Source organism: Streptomyces sp. NPDC005195, from assembly GCF_040608315.1.
Lineage (GTDB): Bacteria > Actinomycetota > Actinomycetes > Streptomycetales > Streptomycetaceae > Streptomyces > Streptomyces kaempferi.
Genome location: NZ_JBEXHZ010000010.1, coordinates 180,508 through 196,152, shown reverse-complemented (window position 1 = coordinate 196,152; position 15,645 = coordinate 180,508). Strand labels below are relative to the sequence as shown.

The 15,645-nt window shown below is 72.4% G+C and carries 15 protein-coding genes; 5 read left to right on the top strand and 10 right to left on the bottom strand.

Annotated elements, in window-relative coordinates; genetic code table 11:
- Positions 1 to 9 precede the first annotated feature (9 nt).
- The 3 genes from ABZV34_RS14700 (at position 10) to ABZV34_RS14690 (ending at position 3,131) form a co-directional block, all read left to right on the top strand.
- Entirely contained in the window at positions 10 to 1,122 is a 1,113-nt protein-coding gene (locus ABZV34_RS14700) for an acyltransferase (RefSeq protein ID WP_356275254.1), read from the top strand.
- Between the two features lie 183 nt (positions 1,123 to 1,305).
- On the top strand, positions 1,306 to 2,220 hold the full coding sequence (locus ABZV34_RS14695) for a class I SAM-dependent methyltransferase (protein ID WP_356275159.1): 915 nt from the start codon (positions 1,306 to 1,308) through the stop codon (positions 2,218 to 2,220).
- 125 nt (positions 2,221 to 2,345) lie between these two features.
- Positions 2,346 to 3,131, top strand: coding sequence for an alpha/beta fold hydrolase (locus ABZV34_RS14690; RefSeq protein ID WP_356275156.1), 786 nt, complete (start codon positions 2,346 to 2,348; stop codon positions 3,129 to 3,131).
- Positions 3,132 to 3,240: 109 nt separating this feature from the next.
- Here ABZV34_RS14690 and leuE read toward each other — a convergent pair whose 3' ends face one another.
- Complete coding sequence (gene leuE / locus ABZV34_RS14685; protein WP_356275153.1) at positions 3,241 to 3,891, bottom strand: leucine efflux protein LeuE; 651 nt, start codon at positions 3,889 to 3,891, stop codon at positions 3,241 to 3,243.
- Between the two features lie 213 nt (positions 3,892 to 4,104).
- Positions 4,105 to 5,685, bottom strand: coding sequence for a methylmalonyl-CoA mutase family protein (locus ABZV34_RS14680; protein WP_356275150.1), 1,581 nt, complete (start codon positions 5,683 to 5,685; stop codon positions 4,105 to 4,107).
- 271 nt (positions 5,686 to 5,956) lie between these two features.
- Here ABZV34_RS14680 and ABZV34_RS14675 point away from each other — a divergent pair, with 271 nt between their 5' ends.
- Positions 5,957 to 6,835, top strand: coding sequence for a L,D-transpeptidase family protein (locus ABZV34_RS14675; RefSeq protein WP_356275147.1), 879 nt, complete (start codon positions 5,957 to 5,959; stop codon positions 6,833 to 6,835).
- 318 nt (positions 6,836 to 7,153) lie between these two features.
- Here ABZV34_RS14675 and ABZV34_RS14670 read toward each other — a convergent pair whose 3' ends face one another.
- The 8 genes from ABZV34_RS14670 to ABZV34_RS14635 form a co-directional block, all read right to left on the bottom strand.
- The gene (locus ABZV34_RS14670) at positions 7,154 to 8,269 is read right to left on the bottom strand and encodes a hypothetical protein (RefSeq protein WP_356275145.1); all 1,116 of its coding nucleotides are present in this window, start codon (positions 8,267 to 8,269) and stop codon (positions 7,154 to 7,156) included.
- A complete protein-coding gene (locus ABZV34_RS14665) occupies positions 8,269 to 8,931 on the bottom strand; it encodes an RNA polymerase sigma factor (RefSeq protein ID WP_356275142.1) in 663 nt (220 codons plus the stop codon). Before ABZV34_RS14665 ends, ABZV34_RS14670 begins: the two co-directional genes overlap by 1 nt.
- Positions 8,932 to 9,305: 374 nt before the next feature.
- A complete protein-coding gene (locus tag ABZV34_RS14660; RefSeq protein ID WP_356275139.1) occupies positions 9,306 to 9,569 on the bottom strand; it encodes a hypothetical protein in 264 nt (87 codons plus the stop codon).
- Between the two features lie 35 nt (positions 9,570 to 9,604).
- Entirely contained in the window at positions 9,605 to 10,312 is a 708-nt protein-coding gene (locus ABZV34_RS14655) for an RNA polymerase sigma factor (RefSeq protein ID WP_356275251.1), read from the bottom strand.
- Positions 10,313 to 10,476: 164 nt separating this feature from the next.
- Positions 10,477 to 10,872 carry a hypothetical protein gene (locus ABZV34_RS14650; RefSeq protein ID WP_356275136.1) on the bottom strand — a complete coding sequence of 132 codons (396 nt, stop codon included), beginning with the start codon at positions 10,870 to 10,872 and terminating at the stop codon, positions 10,477 to 10,479.
- Positions 10,873 to 11,047: 175 nt separating this feature from the next.
- The gene (locus ABZV34_RS14645) at positions 11,048 to 11,641 is read right to left on the bottom strand and encodes a hypothetical protein (protein ID WP_356275133.1); all 594 of its coding nucleotides are present in this window, start codon (positions 11,639 to 11,641) and stop codon (positions 11,048 to 11,050) included.
- Positions 11,642 to 11,936: 295 nt separating this feature from the next.
- Entirely contained in the window at positions 11,937 to 12,674 is a 738-nt protein-coding gene (locus tag ABZV34_RS14640; RefSeq protein ID WP_356275130.1) for a DUF4328 domain-containing protein, read from the bottom strand.
- Positions 12,675 to 12,865: 191 nt separating this feature from the next.
- Complete coding sequence (locus tag ABZV34_RS14635) at positions 12,866 to 14,443, bottom strand: glycoside hydrolase family 20 protein (protein WP_356275127.1); 1,578 nt, start codon at positions 14,441 to 14,443, stop codon at positions 12,866 to 12,868.
- Between the two features lie 312 nt (positions 14,444 to 14,755).
- Between ABZV34_RS14635 and ABZV34_RS14630 the strand changes: the two genes are divergently transcribed.
- Positions 14,756 to 15,379, top strand: coding sequence for a 2-oxo-4-hydroxy-4-carboxy-5-ureidoimidazoline decarboxylase (locus ABZV34_RS14630; RefSeq protein ID WP_356275124.1), 624 nt, complete (start codon positions 14,756 to 14,758; stop codon positions 15,377 to 15,379).
- Positions 15,380 to 15,645 lie beyond the last annotated feature (266 nt).

Sequence of the window (15,645 nt, the reverse complement as noted above, 5' to 3'; positions counted from 1 at the left end):
GGTCCGGCGATCCGCGCCGTCCTTCCGGCGCCCGACACCCGCCCGCCCTCGCGCGCGAAGCCCCGGGAGTCCCGTCTGCGCGCCCTGGACGGACTGCGGCTGATCGCCGCGCTGATGGTGGCGGCCTACCACTACGGGGGCCGCGACGGCGAGGTCACCCAGGCCTGGGGCAGTTCCCCCCAACACCAGTTCCCCAGCCTGCACTCGTACTTCGCGTACGGCTGTCTCGGCGTCCAGATCTTCTTCGTGATCAGCGGCTTCGTGATCTGCATGAGCGGCTGGGGCCGGCCGCTCCGGTCGTTCTTCGCGTCCCGCGCGTCCCGGCTGCTGCCCGCCTACTGGGCGGCGGTGATCATCGTGACGGCCGTGTTCGCGCTGCCGGTGGTCGCGTACAAGACGGTCGGGCCGAGCGATGCCCTGCTGAACCTGACGATGCTCCAGCAGCCGCTGGGTGTGGACCGGGTGCTCGGAGTCTGCTGGACGCTGTGGGCCGAGGTCCGGTTCTACGCGCTCTTCGCGCTCTGCATCGTCCTGCCGGGCGCCAACCGTCAGCGCGTCATCCTCTTCTGCGCGGGCTGGACCCTGGCGGCGGCGATCGCCCAGACGGCGAACGAACCGCTCCTGAACACCGTCCTGATGCCGGAGTACGCCCCGTACTTCATCGGCGGTGTCGGCCTCTACCTCCTCCACCGCAACCGGCGTGACGCGTACGCCTGGGGCATCGTGGGCGTGAGCTGGCTGATCGGCCAGCACTACGCGGTGGACCGCCTGTGGCACGCGCCGAACCCGGACTTCTTCTCCTACCGCACCTCGTTCGGCATCATCCTGGTCGTCACTCTCGGATACCTCGCCGTCGGCGCGATCGCCCTGGGCTACCTGAACTGGGCGAACTGGCGCTGGCTCACGGTCGCGGGCGCCCTGACGTACCCCTTCTACCTGGTTCACGAGCACCTGGGCTGGGTCGTCATCAAGGCCTACCACCGCACCCTGCACATCCCGTCGTACGGCGCCCTCCCGCTGACCGTCGCGACGATGCTGCTACTGGCCTGGCTGCTCAACCGCTACGTCGAGAACTGGCTCACCCCGAAGCTCCGCGCGGCGCTGGCGAAGCCGCGGGTGTAGGAATCCGTCCGGGACACCCGGAAAGAACCCGCGGAACAGCGGGAGTTGGCCCGCTGTTCATCTCCCCGCAGGTTCGGCGGAACCGCCACGGGCAGGCGCCGCAAAGGCATTGACCGAGTCATAGGCGTCCCATAGGTTCCGGGACGCTGCTCGCCCCGTCCGCGCAAGGGAGCTCCCTCTCTCATGACCGCCGCACCAGACACGATCCGGCCGCCCCACCGTCTCGACGACGTCCCCGGGTGGTTCCCCGTTCTCGACCAGATGCTCTTCAAGTGGTTCCTGGACCGGCAGGAGGCCGCCGGAACACGGGGCGACCTGCTGGAGGTCGGCGTGTACATGGGCAAGAGCGCGATCTTCCTCGGGAACCACCTGCGCAAGGGCGAGCGGTACACGGTGTGCGACCTCTTCGAGGGAGACGCTCCGGACGGCGCCAACCGGGCGGAGTCGACGAAGTCCTACAGCGCGCTCACGCAGCGGGTCTTCGAGGAGAACTACCTCTCCTTCCACGACGAACTGCCCCGCGTCCTGCCGGGCCCCAGCTCACTGGTCCCGGCCGAGGTCGAACCCCGGTCCTGCCGGTTCGTCCACATCGACGCCTCCCACCTGTACGAGCACGTCCACGGGGACATCGGCGCGGCCAGCGACGCACTGCTGCCCGGCGGCATCGTCGTCCTGGACGACTTCCGTTCGGAGCACACGCCCGGCGTCTCGATAGCCGCCTGGGAGGCCGTGCTCAACCGGGGCCTGCGCCCCATCTGTCTCAGCACACAGAAGCTGTACGGGACCTGGGACGATCCCGAGACGGTCCAGGAGGAGCTGCTGGCCGCGGTGCGCGAGCGGGACGACTGCCACCTCAGCGTGCAGCACGCGGCCGGCCACCGCATCATCCGGCTCAAGTCCAAGGACATGCGGGCCCCGGCCTTCCCGGCCTCCCGCTACGGCGTGAACGCCCTCGACGCGGCGGGGCCCGCTGACTCCTCGGGGCGTCCGTCGGGGCCGGGCGTCCGTCGCAACCGCACCCGGCGGATCGCCGCCGACCTGCTGCCGCCCGTCCTCACCCGCGCCCTCCGCACGGCCCGGCGCGCGGCGACGAGCTGACGCGGTCCCGGCCCGGGGCCGCCCCGCTCAGGCGGCGGCCCCGCGGTGCGGCGCGCACTCGGCAGGTCCTCCCGTCCCCCGCAAACGGGTGGCACCCGTGGGGGCACTCTGCGACCATCGAGCCGATGCTCACACTAGATGATGATCTCGGACACCTTTCCTACGTCGTCACCGGCGACGGACCGCCCGTAGTGCTCGTGCACGCCGGCATCGCCGACCACCGCATGTGGGACGCGGTCGTACCCGCCCTGGCGGAACGGCACACCGTCGTCCGGTACGACCTGCGCGGCTTCGGCCAGTCCGCGCCGCCGACCGGCCCGTTCAGCGAGGCGGACGACCTGCGCCGTCTCCTCGACCACCTCGGCCACGACCGTGTACGGCTCGTCGGCGCGTCCTGGGGCGGCCGCGTGGCCGTCGACTTCGCCCTCACCCACCCGGACCGGGTGCACTCCCTGGCGCTGTTCGCCGCGCCGTGGCCGGGATACGACTGGTCCGCGGACATGATCGCGTACGACGAGGCGGAAACGGCCGCCCTGGACGCGGACGACCTGGACGCCGCCGTCCGTATCAACCTGGACATGTGGCTGCGCGGGCCGGCCCGCGCATGGGAGGACGTCGCCCCCGGACTGGCCGACGGGCTCCGCGGCCCGCTGCGGACGTCGCTGGTGAACCAGGACGTCGTCGGGAAGTTCTCCCAGGGCACCGCGACAGGCGACCTCGCGTCCGTCTCGGTCCCCACCCTGGTCGGAATCGGCAAGCTCGACGTCGCCGACTTCCAGGACATCGGCCGGCGCTACGCCTCCGAGATCCCCGGCGCCACCCTGGTCGAGTTCGCCACCGCGGCTCACCTCATCGCACTGGACACCCCCACCGAACTCACCGCACTGCTCGGCCCCTTCCTCGCCCGCTGAGGGCCCCGGCTGTCAGAAGGACGGCCTCGGGACGACGGGACGGGAGCGCGTGCCGGGCCGCGACGGGGCGTCCCCCGTCGCGGCCCGGGCGCCGGCGAGCGTGAGCGACCTAGGCGCCGGCGAGCGTGAGCTTGACCGCGAAGCCGAGGAAGAGGGCGCCCGCGGCGGTCGTGGCGCCCGCGGACAGCCGCCTGCGCCGCCGGAAGGCCGCCGCGAGCCTCGTCCCGCCGAAGATCAGCGCGGTGAGGTACAGGAAGCTCGCGAGCTGGGCGAAGGCTCCGAGGACCACGAAGGACAGGGCCGGGTAGGCGTATCCCGGGTCGACGAACTGCACGAAGAAGGCGACGAAGAACAGGATCGCCTTCGGGTTGAACAGGCTGATGACCAGCGCCCGCCGGAACGGCCGCTCCTCGGTCGCGGACTGCGCGGGAAGTTCCTCCTCGACCCGCTCCCGCCGGGTCCGCCACATCGTCCACGCGGCCCGCAGCATCCCGAACGCCAGCCACGTCAGATAGCCGGCCCCGGCGTACTTCACGATCCCGAACAGCACGGCGTTGCCCTGCAGCAGCGAGGCGACACCGGCCGCCGACAGCGTCATCAGCACCGTGTCCCCGCACCAGACACCCGCGGCGGCCCTGTACCCGGTGCGCACGCCACGGCGGGCGGCGACGGACAGCACATAGAGCGAGTTCGGCCCGGGGAGCAGAACGATCAGGACAAGGCCCGCCAGATAGGTGGGGAGGTCGATGACACCAAGCATGAGGAGGAGTGTCGCACGGGGGTACGACACCCCGCGTGCCCGTCCCGCGGTTCAGTCACCGTCGAGGAGCGTGTCCACGGAGGGTTCGAGAGTGACGCCGACGGGCTCGCGGTACGGCCACGGCATCCTCCTTTTCAGGAGTCACTCTCCATGAACGTAACCGGGGGCGTGCGACTTCCGCCCCTGATCACCCGTGCGGAGGAATCGCCCAGGTCAGAAGGCATCCGTCGGTACGTAGGTCCCCCAGACCTCGCGCAGCGCGCCGCACACCTCGCCGACCGTGGCACGGGCGCGCAGGGCGTCCTTCATCGGGTAGAGGACGTTCGCCGTGCCCCCGGCCGCCTCCTTCAGGCCGGCGAGCGCCGCCTCGACCGCCGCCCCGTCGCGCCCGGCGCGCAGCCCGGCGAGGCGTGCGGCCTGCTGGGCCTCGATGGCCGGGTCGACCCGGAGCGGCTCGTACGGCTCCTCCTCGTCGAGCTGGAAACGGTTGACGCCGACCACGACCCGCTCGCCGGAGTCGGTCTCCTGCGCGATGCGGTACGCGCTGCGCTCGATCTCGCCCTTCTGGAAGCCGTGCTCGATGGCGCTGACCGCGCCGCCCATCTCCTCGACCCTCGTCATGAGGTCCACGGCGGCCGCCTCGACGTCGTCGGTCATCTTCTCGATGACGTACGAGCCCGCGAAGGGGTCGACGGTCGCCGTGACGTCCGTCTCGTAGGCGAGCACCTGCTGGGTACGCAGGGCCAGACGCGCCGACTTGTCGGTCGGCAGCGCGATCGCCTCGTCGAAGGAGTTGGTGTGCAGCGACTGGGTGCCGCCGAGGACCGCGCCCAGGCCCTGGACGGCGACGCGCACCAGGTTCACCTCCGGCTGCTGGGCCGTCAGCTGCACGCCCGCGGTCTGCGTGTGGAAGCGCAGCATCAGCGACTTGGGGTTCTTCGCGCCGAACTCCTCACGCATCACACGGGCCCAGACGCGGCGCGCGGCGCGGAACTTGGCCACCTCCTCCAGGATCGTCGTACGGGCGACGAAGAAGAAGGACAGGCGGGGGGCGAAGTCGTCGACATCCATGCCGGCCGCCACCGCGGTGCGGACGTACTCGATGCCGTCCGCGAGGGTGAACGCGATCTCCTGCGCGGGGGTCGCGCCCGCCTCGGCCATGTGGTAGCCGGAGATCGAGATGGTGTTCCACTTCGGGATCTCGGTCCGGCAGTACTTGAAGATGTCCGCGATCAGACGCAGGGAGGGCTTGGGCGGGAAGATGTACGTGCCGCGCGCGATGTACTCCTTCAGCACGTCGTTCTGGATCGTGCCGGTCAACCGCGAGGCCGGGACACCCTGTTCCTCGCCGACCAGCTGGTACATGAGCAGCAGCAGCGCCGCGGGGGCGTTGATCGTCATCGAGGTGGAGACCTTGTCCAGCGGGATGCCGCCGAACAGGATCCGCATGTCCTCCACCGAGTCGATCGCGACGCCGACCTTGCCGACCTCGCCGTGCGCGAGGGCGGCGTCCGAGTCGTGACCCATCTGGGTGGGCAGGTCGAAGGCGACCGAGAGGCCCGTCGTGCCGTTCGCGATCAGCTGCTTGTACCGCGCGTTCGACTCCACCGCCGTGCCGAAGCCGGCGTACTGGCGCATCGTCCAGGGACGGCCGGTGTACATCGACGGGTACACGCCGCGGGTGAAGGGGTAGGCGCCGGGTTCGCCCAGCTTCTCCGCCGGGTCCCAGTCCTTCAGGACCTCCGGTCCGTAGACCGCTTCGATGGGCAGTCCGGACTCCGACTCGCGCGACATCGCTGTGCCTCCCGCTGGGTTACTCGCTGGTAGGTCCGACCCTCGCGACGGACTGTAGTGGTGGCCGTGCGCCCGGTGGAGAGACCCGGGCTGGGACCTTGCTCACAGACCGGCGCGCGTACCTGTTCCCCTCTCGTGGCGCACGCCTTCGCTCTCCACCATGCCGCGCGGTTCACGAACGGTCACGCGCGGGGAACATTCTCAGGGTGTCTCCCAGGGGTATACCTGGCACATCGGCGTGCGGTGGACGGGTGAGACGACGGGGGTTCGAATGCGCACCACGGGCAGGGGAAGATCACTGGCCGCTCTGCTGGCGCTCATCGCGGTGAGCGGCTGCCGGGCCCAGGCCGTCGACGCGCACGGGACGCGGACGCCGGCCAGGGCGACGACCGGCGCGACGAGCGGCGCGACGAGCGGCTCCGGGGCCGCGTCGGACGACGCCAAGCCGAGTGCGGGGAGCGCCGTGCCGGGTTCCCCGTCCCGGGAGCCGGACCCGACCGCTTCCAGGACACCGCCTCCCAAGGTGCTGTGGTCCCGCGGCGACCACGGCCGGGACGTCCGCGAGGTCCAGGCCCGGCTGCGCCAGCTCGCCTGGCTCTTCGAGGGCCCGACGGGGACGTACGACTCCGCGACCGTCACCGCCGTGGGGGGCTTCCAGGGCAAGCGGGGGCTCGCGCGCACCGGCGAGCTGGACGCCGTGACCTGGCAGCGGCTGCTGTCGATGACGCGCGAACCGGCCCGGTGGGAGCTGTACGCGTTCGGCGGCCGGCCCGCGGCGCCGCCCGACCCGCGCTGCCTGACCGGACGGGTGCTGTGCGTCAGCAAGACGAGCCGCACCCTGCGCTGGATGGTCGACGGAAGGACCGTCTCGGTGATGGACGTGCGGTTCGGCGCGCAGTACACCCCGACCCGCGAAGGCGTGTTCAGCGTGAACTTCAAGTCCCGCTACCACGTGTCGACGATCTACCACACGTCCATGCCGTACGCGATGTTCTTCAGCGGCGGCCAGGCGGTGCACTACTCCGCCGACTTCGCGGCCCGCGGCTACGCGGGCGCCTCGCACGGCTGCGTCAACGTACGGGACGAGGCGAAGATCGCGGCGCTGTTCGCGCAGGTCCGCACGGGGGACAAGGTCGTCGTCTACTGGTGACGGCCGGTGCGGGTCGGTCCCTGTGCGCGGGTCTCTCGATGTGTGCTGGGCGCGGGCGGGACCGGGGGAACGTGTCCCGCCCGCGCCGGTGTGCACCGAGCCTGGGTACGGGGGGAACCCCGGCTCGGTGCGACGGCCGATGACCAGTCGGCTCAATCAGTACTGCGTCGACGCGGCCGAAAACGTCACACCGGCGCGGGAGAAAGTTCCAAGGAATACGAAACCGCAGCTCAGAGCGGGTGAGGGAAGAGGCCTCGCCGCCCGGTGACCGACGGCGGGGTCCGCCGCCTGGCCGGGAACCGATGGCCGGGAAGCTGCTCAGACGGCCGACCGACGCGGCGACGCGTCGTCCGCCCGCGCGGCGACCCGCACGGCCGAGGACAGCGCCGACTTGAGCGGCGGCTCCGGTGCCAGGGCCGACGGCGATGCGGGGGCGAAGACCCCGCTGTGGTGGTGGCCGTTGTCGCCCGGGACCATGTGACCGCCGCCGTCTCCGCCGTCGCCGCCTTCGCTGCCGCCGCCGGAGCCGTGCCCGGAACCGTGGCCGGAACCGGAACCGGAGCCGGAGCCGCCCTGCCCGTCACCCTGACCGCCCCGGTCGTCCCGGCCCTCGCCGGAACCTGCTCCCGTCCAGCCCAGGACACGCTTGCAGAACGTCTTCACCCGGCCGCCCCCGCCCGCCGCGTCCGTCAGGACGCGTCTGCGGCCGGCCTCCAGGCTCTTGCCGCCCAGGACATCCCGGCAGGACGAGCGCGTCCTGCTCCACCACTCGTGGGAGCGGGCCGGCCGACCCGGCCCGGACCAGTGGGACTGTCCGCCCGCGGAGTCGCCGGCCACCACGTCGCCGGAGGAGCCGGAACCGGCCGGCCCGCTCGCCGTGGCACCGGGCAGCGGTACTTCGGAACCGTCGGCCTGCGACTCCCCCGGCGACGGCGAGGCCAGCGGGTGCTGCGGTGTCTGCGCCGCGGAAACCGTGGCGGCCGGGTGCGGCCTGTCGTCACGGAACGGAGTCGGCAGCACTCCGGTTCCGGCGGCGACGGCGACCCCGCCGATCATGCCGACGGCCAGCACGGCGGCCAGCCCGAAGCGCACCGGACGACCCCAGCGGACCCGGTGACCGCCCGGAACGGGGGCGCCCAGACTGACCAGACCGGCGTCGGCGGAGTGCGCGGCGGCCCGTGGGTCCCGGCCCGCGGCGAGCTGGACCGGCACTGCGTCGCGACCGGCGCGGGCGGCCCGGAACGCGGCCAACGCGGCGGCCTCGCCCGGAAGTTCGGCACCACCCGGAGCGGGTTTTACGACCAGCGAGGCCAGCGCCTCGGCGAGCCGCTCCACGCGTTCCTTGGTGCCGGCGTCGATGGTCTCCAGCGGCTCGCCGCGCAGCAGACGCTCCGCGGCCTCGCGGTCCAGCCACCTGTAGTCCTCGTCGGCCATCACATGTCCTTCTGCGTCCGCGAACGCGTATGCGTCACACCGGCGGACGTCACCGCGCGTGTGCGCGACGCTCTTGGTGGGGGGACCGCGCCGAGCGCGACCGCGGATTCCGGATCGCCGCCGATCAGCTCCGCGAGCCGCTTCAGACCCCGGTGCGCCGCGGTGCGGACGGCTCCGGGCCGCTTGCCGAGGGTCTCGGCCGCGGACTTGGCGTCGAGGCCGACGACGACCCGCAGCACCACGGCCTCCGCCTGGTCCTGCGGGAGCTGGGCTATCAGCGAGAGGGTACTGCCGGTGGCCAGCGCCTCGATGGCCTCGCCCGCGGTGTCCGACTCGGCGGCCCTGCCGGTCAGTTCGGTCTCGTCGCCGCCGATCGCGGGGCGGCGCCCGCGCATGCGTATGTGGTCGAGGGCGCGGTTGCGGGCGATCCTGGCCGCCCACCCGCGGAAGCGGTCGGCGTCACCGCTGAACCTCTCCAGGTCGCGGGCGATCTGCAGCCAGGCCTCGGAGGTGACGTCCTCCGCGTCCGGGTCACCGACCAGCGTCCGTACGTACCCGAGCAGCCGTGGGTGCACCGCGCGGTACACAGTCCGGAACGCGGTCTCGTCCCCGTCCTGCGCCGCAAGCACCGCGGTGGTCAGCTCCGCGTCGTCCCCCAGCACCCGCGCGCCCCTCTTTGCGCCTGAACCGGCGCCGCTCTCGCGGACCGGGCTCTCGCCGTTGTGGTTGCCTGTCCTCCGCGCACCGGCGCGAATGGCACGTTACGGCCTGAAACAGCTCCCCGTCCACGTCCGTACAACTTGCAACTATGTCGTGACGGAGCGAGGTGTGACACAAAACGCAGTGGCGGCGCTGTAGAGAGTACGGGCCGCCGCGCGGCCCGTGCCGCGCGACGGCCGGGGCCTCTCCTGTGGGGGGTGGCGGCCCCGGCCGTTGCCATCGGCTCTCCGGACGGCCGTCCTCGGTAGGCCGCCACCGCTTCTCGTGGGACACGCCCGGCCCCGCCGCGGACCGGGCCCCGACTGCTCCCCCGCTCCTACTTCTTCTTCGCCGGCTTCTCCGGCTCCGCCTCGGCGTCCGGGTCCCAGTCGGTCCGGTCGGTCCGGTCGGTCCAGTCGTCCCGCCGCCGGGTCCGCGCGCCGTGCGCCCCCCGCTCCCGCGCGGCCCGGTACGCGGCGACGGCCCGCCCCTCCGCGTCGGGGTCGACGGGAACGGTCCGTACGGCGGCGAGCAGCATGTCGAGGGAGAGACCGGGGGAAGGGCCGAGGAAGGGATCGGTGTCCGCGTGCCGTTCACCCATGTACCCGCCCGCCCCTCACCGACCGCTCCTGGCGTTCATCCCGAATCCCCCGGCGTCCGGCGGCCTTCGGGCGTCACCTCGCCCGTCGCGCCGTCGTCCGTGCCGATCGTCCCGCCGTCGTCCGCGCTCCCGCCCTCACCCTCGCCCTCGCCCGTGACGTTGTCCGTCCCGTCGGCGCCGATCTGCTGGGCCAGTCGCTTCAGACCGCGATGGGCCGCGGTACGCACCGCGCCCGGGCGCTTGCCGAGGACACGCGCGGCGGCCGGGCCGTCCAGGCCGACGACCACGCGCAGCAGGACGGCCTCGGCCTGGTCGCGGGGCAGCCGCGCGACCAGTTCCAGGGCGCGCTCGGTGCCGAGGCTCTCCAGCGCCTGGTCGTGGGTGCTGTGCCGGCCGGGCAGTTCCAGCGCCTCGTTCTCGAGCGGGGTGGCCCGGGGCCGTACTTTCTGGCGCCGCAGATGGTCGAGCGCGCGGTGCCGGGCGATGGTCGCGGTCCAGCCGCGGAACCCGGCGCCGTCCCCCCGGAACCGTCCGAGGTCACGGGCGATCTCCAGCCAGGCGTCCGACGCCACGTCCTCGGCGTCGTCCCCGACGATCCCGCGCAGATAGCCGAGCAGGCCCGGCTGCACCATCCGGTAGGCGACCGCGAAGGCGGCCTCGTCCCCCTCCTGCGCCCGCGCCACGGCCGCACCGAGCTCACCGTCGTACACCTGTACGCGACGGGATTCCCCTCCCTGGCCCAACACTGTCCTCGTTCATACCGAGTTCGCCTGAATGCGCACCGTGCGACACGGCCGGCCGTGTCGACGTCCCCGTGGTCATCAGCGTCACCCCGCACGGAAATGTCACAGGCCGTCAGGCCCTCCCCCACGGTGGTTGTTCCGCCGGGCCGGCCCGTACGAGCCCGTCAGCGTCGCGCCCTGTCCCCGGTGGCCTCCCGGCACAGCAGTCGCAGCGAGCCGTCGCCCCCGTAGCAGCGGCGGGCCTCGTCGATCGGGTCCCACAGCCGTCCGTCGGGGGTCCGCAGCCAGTGCTCGCCGCCGGTCTCCCACCACTCCGCGCCGGTGTACCGGGCGACGACCTCGCCGGCGTACGCGCCGAAGCCGCGCAGCGCGCTCTCCACGGCGGCGTACGGCGCCCGTTCACGGCGTATCTCGTCGATCAGCCGGTCTACGCGCCACAGACTCTGCGCCGAGTAGTCGAGGCGCAGCCGGGCGCCCTCACGCATCGTGGCGACGGCGTCCGCCGCCCAGCGCACGGGCTTCGTCGCGGCCTGGGGCCTGGTTGTTCGCTGTGCGTTCACACTCGGGAAAGCGCCCGGCGGACGGGATTCGTCACGCGTTCCGGGCACATCCGCGACACCGGCCCAGGACCCCCATCCGCCCGCGCAGGACAGTCACAGGAACCCCGCAGGAATCAGGTTTACGGCCGACCGGGCCCTTCCGTCCAACATCGGGCCCCGGTCCCGGGGTTCCGCGTCAGGCGCGTCCTCGGGCCCGTCGCGACACCACCGCGCGCAGCACGCGCCGCCCCTCCGTGGACACCTCCAGCGCGGGGCGCAGTCCGCTCGCGCCCCGGCCCGCCAGCAGCTCCAGGACGGTGACCTGGCGGCGCAGTTCGGCGGCGACGAGGGGGGAGATGCCGTCCATGCGGCCCTCACGGTGCGCCGAGACCGGGCACGTGTCCACGTCACCGGCGGCCGCGTCGAGCAGCCGGTGGATCCGCAGGGCCGCCACCGAACACACGTCGGCCCACTCCCGCAGGTCGGGCGCGAAGGGGTCGTCGGGAGCGGCGGCGAGCATACGCCGGACCAGGACGGCTGCTTCGTCCTCACCGTCACCGTCGCCGTCGCCGTCACCGTCGGCGGCCTGTCCGGGAACGACGACCTCCAGCTCGGTCCGTGCCCGTGCGAGGTACTCACCCCAGGCGCCACCGTCCGCGAGGCTCGACCACAGCGGTCTCAGAACCTCGTCGTCACCACCCAGCAGAGGCACACACCGATCCAAACAAGCCAGCCCGCTGGCCGCCAGGCCACGCTCGTCGGCCTGAGCGATCAGGTCCATCAGACTCATCACGCCTCCCCTCGACAGGGCGCTCCCCCTTACGGAGCCCGCACTTTCCCTTACTGCGTGCTCAGCAGCGGGAGTGTCACAGGGGTACCACGCCGAGCGCGTCCAGGGGGCGAAAGCGCGGATTTTCGGCCAACGACGTGGCCCCCGCCATCGGTACGGCGAGCGGGACGCCCGCTCCTGCGCACGGCGCCCACCGCACCCACCGCACCCACCGCACCCACCGCACCCACCGCACCCACGAGGGAATACACCCGGCAGCCCGTGCCGCTCCCCCCGGTGTCCCCACCGGCGGGTGTCAGACGGCTGCCGCGGCCGGTCCGCGCAGCGCCTTCTCGTGCTGCATCCGGGTCAGCCGCAGGACGACGAGAATCGCCAGCAGGGCGGCGGCGATGTCGGCGGCGTCCGCGAACGTCGCCTGGCCGGCCGCGTGGCGGACCTCCAGCGCGGTCCGGGTGTCGCGGTGCTCCACCGTGGAAACCCGGTCGGCGGCCAGCGAGGTCAGCCACAGCGCCCACCAGACGTTGACCAGGCTGTGCGAGATCCGGGAGCCCTGCGGGATGCTCGCGTCCCAGATGTCCAGCATGATCCGGCGCGGGCGCCACAGGTTCAGCACCGGCACGAACCAGCCCCCGACCGCCCAGCCGCGGCCCTGGCTGTGACCGAAGGGGTCGAACACCTCGGCGTTGACCCGCGACCGGTGGAACCAGACGAGGAAGACGACGATGGTCGCGAGCAGGGCGCCCGTCTGCGCGTACCCGGCCGCGGAGTACAGCGAGTCCGCGTGGTCCGCCGTCCGCTGGGTGTCCTCCCCGGTCCGGCCGTCCACCACCGCGGACGCCACGTCGTACATCGCGCGGTCCGCCCAGATCGCGAAGAGGTCGGTCGCGATGACCAGGCCGAGCAGGGCGGCGGTGGCCCTTCCGAGGCCGACCGGCGACCTCAGCCAGGCGGGACCGTGCGGCAACACCGGGATGCCCGTCGGCAGGGGCGCGGGTACGGGCACGGGCGCACCGGACATGGGTGTACTGGACATGAAGCCCCCCGGATCTCCGGCACGCACGCGAGGCGGTACCGGTACAAGAAGCCGGGTGCGCTCCCTCCCCAGAGGGCACACCCGGCACACGAACCATCGGAAGATACGTTCATCCGGCCCCGGCGTCCAACCGATTGCGCCGCCCCCGCGGCGGCCGCCGACAGTGGTCCGACCCACCCGGCGGGGCCGGTTCAGCCCAGTCGGTCCGCGAGGCTCTTGAAGCCGGTCCAGGAGAGCGCGGGCCGGCCCGGATCCCACAGTTTCTGGATGGTCGCGCGCAACGGCATCCTGATGCCCGCCGCCACCTGGTCCTGGGTCTGCGAGGCCGAGAGATCGCACCAGACGGCGAAGCTCCCGCCGAGGATCCGGCCGTCGTACCTCGACGGGACCGGTGTGGTGCCGCGCAGCACGAGCGGGGTCCACTGCTCGTAGATGCGCCGCCCGGTCGGATAGACGAAGGTCTGCGGTTCGCCGAGGACGTAGTAGAGGAACTCGTCGTTGTAGTTGATGAGTTCGCGGCCGGCGCTCAGGTACTCGGCCGGCGGGCGCGCGCCGATCTCCTTCCCGGTCCAGTACGCGACCTCGATGTCCTTGGCGGCCTGGACGCCGCCCCCGCGGAAGAACCCGTCGTTCCAGGCCCGCGAGGTCCGGTCGTGTCCGCGCACCACCGCGGCGCGGTCGTTGAGCCAGCCGGTCGCCAGGTCGGCGACGCTCCCGCCGGCCCCGAAGAGCTTCCTGGCCGCGGTGGCCAGCTGCGGATAGGAGGCCGCCGGGTTCGCCACGGTCAGCGCCTGGTACTCGTCGCCGCCGAGATGCCAGTACGGGCCGGGGAAGAGACCCGCGTACTCGTTGAGCAGGTCGTCGACGATGCCCGCCGACGCGGGCTTGGAGATGTCGACGGCGCCCCGGGTGGGGACCCCCGAGGCGTTCCGGAGCTGGAGGTCGGGGTGGGCGGCGATCACCGCGCCGAGGTGACCCGGCGAGTCGATCTCGGGCACGACGTGGATGTGCCGGCTCGCCGCGAGTTCGACGATGTCCTTGACCTCGGTCTTGGACAGATGCTGCCTGGACACGATCTCCGGGTGGGTGTCCGACTGGATGCGGAAGCCCTGGTCGTCGGAGAAGTGCAGGCCCAGCTCGTTGAACTTCAGATCGCCCAGTTCGCGGACGCGGTCCTCGATCCAGGCCGCCGTGAAGTGCTTGCGGGCGATGTCGAGCATGAACCCGCGGCGTGGCTTCGCGGGCCGGTCGCGTACGACTCCCTCCGGCGCGGTGCCGCCGCCGTGCACCTCCTGCTTGAGGGTGCGCGTGCCGTAGAAGACGCCCGCCTGGCCGGGCGCGGAGATGGTCACCCGGCGGTTCCGCACCGTCAGGGTGTACGACTCCGGGTCGGCGGCCGTGCCGTTCAGGGCGAGTTCGACATCACCGTCCCGGGCCTGTGCCCGCCCCGCGTAGGACAGTTCGAGTTCCCCCGCCATCAGCTTCCCCTCGTCGGCGAGGCCGGCGTCGTCCACGACGACCCGGCCCCCCGCGGCGGGACGCCAGCCGGGCCCCCGGGCGGGCGTGTGCTCCCGCACGGCGGGGATCGTGCGAGGGGCCTGGGAAAGGGGATAGGTCCGGGTGGGCGAGGCGGACGCGGAGGACCGGCTCGCGGCGTCGGACCTGCTCGCCGAGGAGACGCTCGCCCCGGTCGACTCCCCGTCACCGGAGGGCCACAGCACCACGGCCGCCACCACGGCACCCGCCGCCACCACCACTCCGGCGGCCATCAGCGCCGGCCGCCTCCCGCTCCGCACCGGCGCCCGTCGCCGCCTGCCCGTGCTCACCGCACCACGCCCTTCACGATCACACTCGCGCCCCGGCCGTCGAGACCCGCACCTTCACGTACGCATCCCGCACCCCGTACACCTCACGTCGTACACCCCCCGCATGAACCACGGTCCCCTTCTCCTTCACAACCGTCCACCGCACGTTCCGAAACTCTCCCGTCCGGGTGAAATTCAGGCATCGGACGGACAGCTCCCGTCAATCGTCGATACCGTGGCGGCACACTTCTCACTTCATCCCCTGCCACACCACACGTGACGTCCACAGGACGCCACGGCACATACCCGCCGCCACCCCATCGCCGAGGACCCACGCTGCCCGCGCACCGTCTCCCACGCCTCCCCGGCCAGGTCGCCCTACCCGAACAGAAGAGCGCGCCACCGTCCCCGGGGCGCCTGCATCACTTCAACAACGCGCCCGCGCACGACATCGAGCGCGCCCTGCTCACGTGCTGCCGCAATCCACGCTGGGCCCACCGGCTGGCCGCCCACCGGCCCTACCCGGACCTGGACGCCCTGCTGGCCGCGGCCGACGAGGCGGCGTACGACCTCACGCCCGGCGACCTCACCGAGGCGCTGGCCGGCGAGTCGCTCACCCCGCTCCCGGAGGGCGGCTACTCCGCCGCCCACACCGCGCTGAGCGCCGCGCACGCCGCGTACGAAAGCCGCTTCGGGCATGTGTTCGTCATCTGTCTGGACGGCATCGCCCCCGGAGAAGCCCTCGACCGGGTACTCGACGCCATCCGGTCACGATTGACGAACGATCGGGAGGAGGAGCGGGTGACGACGGCGGACGAACTGCGCCGCCTGGCCCGAGGCCGCCTGGCCCGCCTGGTACAGCACTTCAGCGCGCCGCCCGTACGCGAGCGCCCCCTCTAGGAACGCCACCTCCAGGAGCAGCGCCCTTCAGGAGCACCCTTTCCGGGAGCGGCGCCTTCAGACACTCCACCTTCAGACACTCCGCCTCCGGGAACGCCATCCCCGGGAATGTCGGGGCACGCGGCCGCGCTCCGGCCCCCGAACCGCGTCCGCAGTAGCCCGTCCGTGCCTGATTGTCTGCCAGTTTGATCACATAGATAGGGCCGCTGTAAACGTTCCGACAACTCGTCGCTACGATGGCCGGGGCCGGTGGACCGTACCCGGCC

Bases quoted from the DNA above. Each gene is read 5' to 3' on its own strand.
- ABZV34_RS14675 (WP_356275147.1), top strand. From the start codon at position 5,957: ATGCGCACCACGGGCAGGGGAAGATCACTGGCCGCTCTGCTGGCGCTC.
- ABZV34_RS14680 (WP_356275150.1), bottom strand. From the start codon at position 5,685: ATGTCGCGCGAGTCGGAGTCCGGACTGCCCATCGAAGCGGTCTACGGA.
- ABZV34_RS14695 (WP_356275159.1), top strand. From the start codon at position 1,306: ATGACCGCCGCACCAGACACGATCCGGCCGCCCCACCGTCTCGACGAC.
- ABZV34_RS14670 (WP_356275145.1), bottom strand. From the start codon at position 8,269: ATGGCCGACGAGGACTACAGGTGGCTGGACCGCGAGGCCGCGGAGCGT.
- ABZV34_RS14690 (WP_356275156.1), top strand. From the start codon at position 2,346: ATGCTCACACTAGATGATGATCTCGGACACCTTTCCTACGTCGTCACC.
- leuE (WP_356275153.1), bottom strand. From the start codon at position 3,891: ATGCTTGGTGTCATCGACCTCCCCACCTATCTGGCGGGCCTTGTCCTG.
- ABZV34_RS14645 (WP_356275133.1), bottom strand. From the start codon at position 11,641: ATGAGTCTGATGGACCTGATCGCTCAGGCCGACGAGCGTGGCCTGGCG.
- ABZV34_RS14660 (WP_356275139.1), bottom strand. From the start codon at position 9,569: ATGGGTGAACGGCACGCGGACACCGATCCCTTCCTCGGCCCTTCCCCC.
- ABZV34_RS14635 (WP_356275127.1), bottom strand. From the start codon at position 14,443: ATGGCCGCCGGAGTGGTGGTGGCGGCGGGTGCCGTGGTGGCGGCCGTG.
- ABZV34_RS14640 (WP_356275130.1), bottom strand. From the start codon at position 12,674: ATGTCCAGTACACCCATGTCCGGTGCGCCCGTGCCCGTACCCGCGCCC.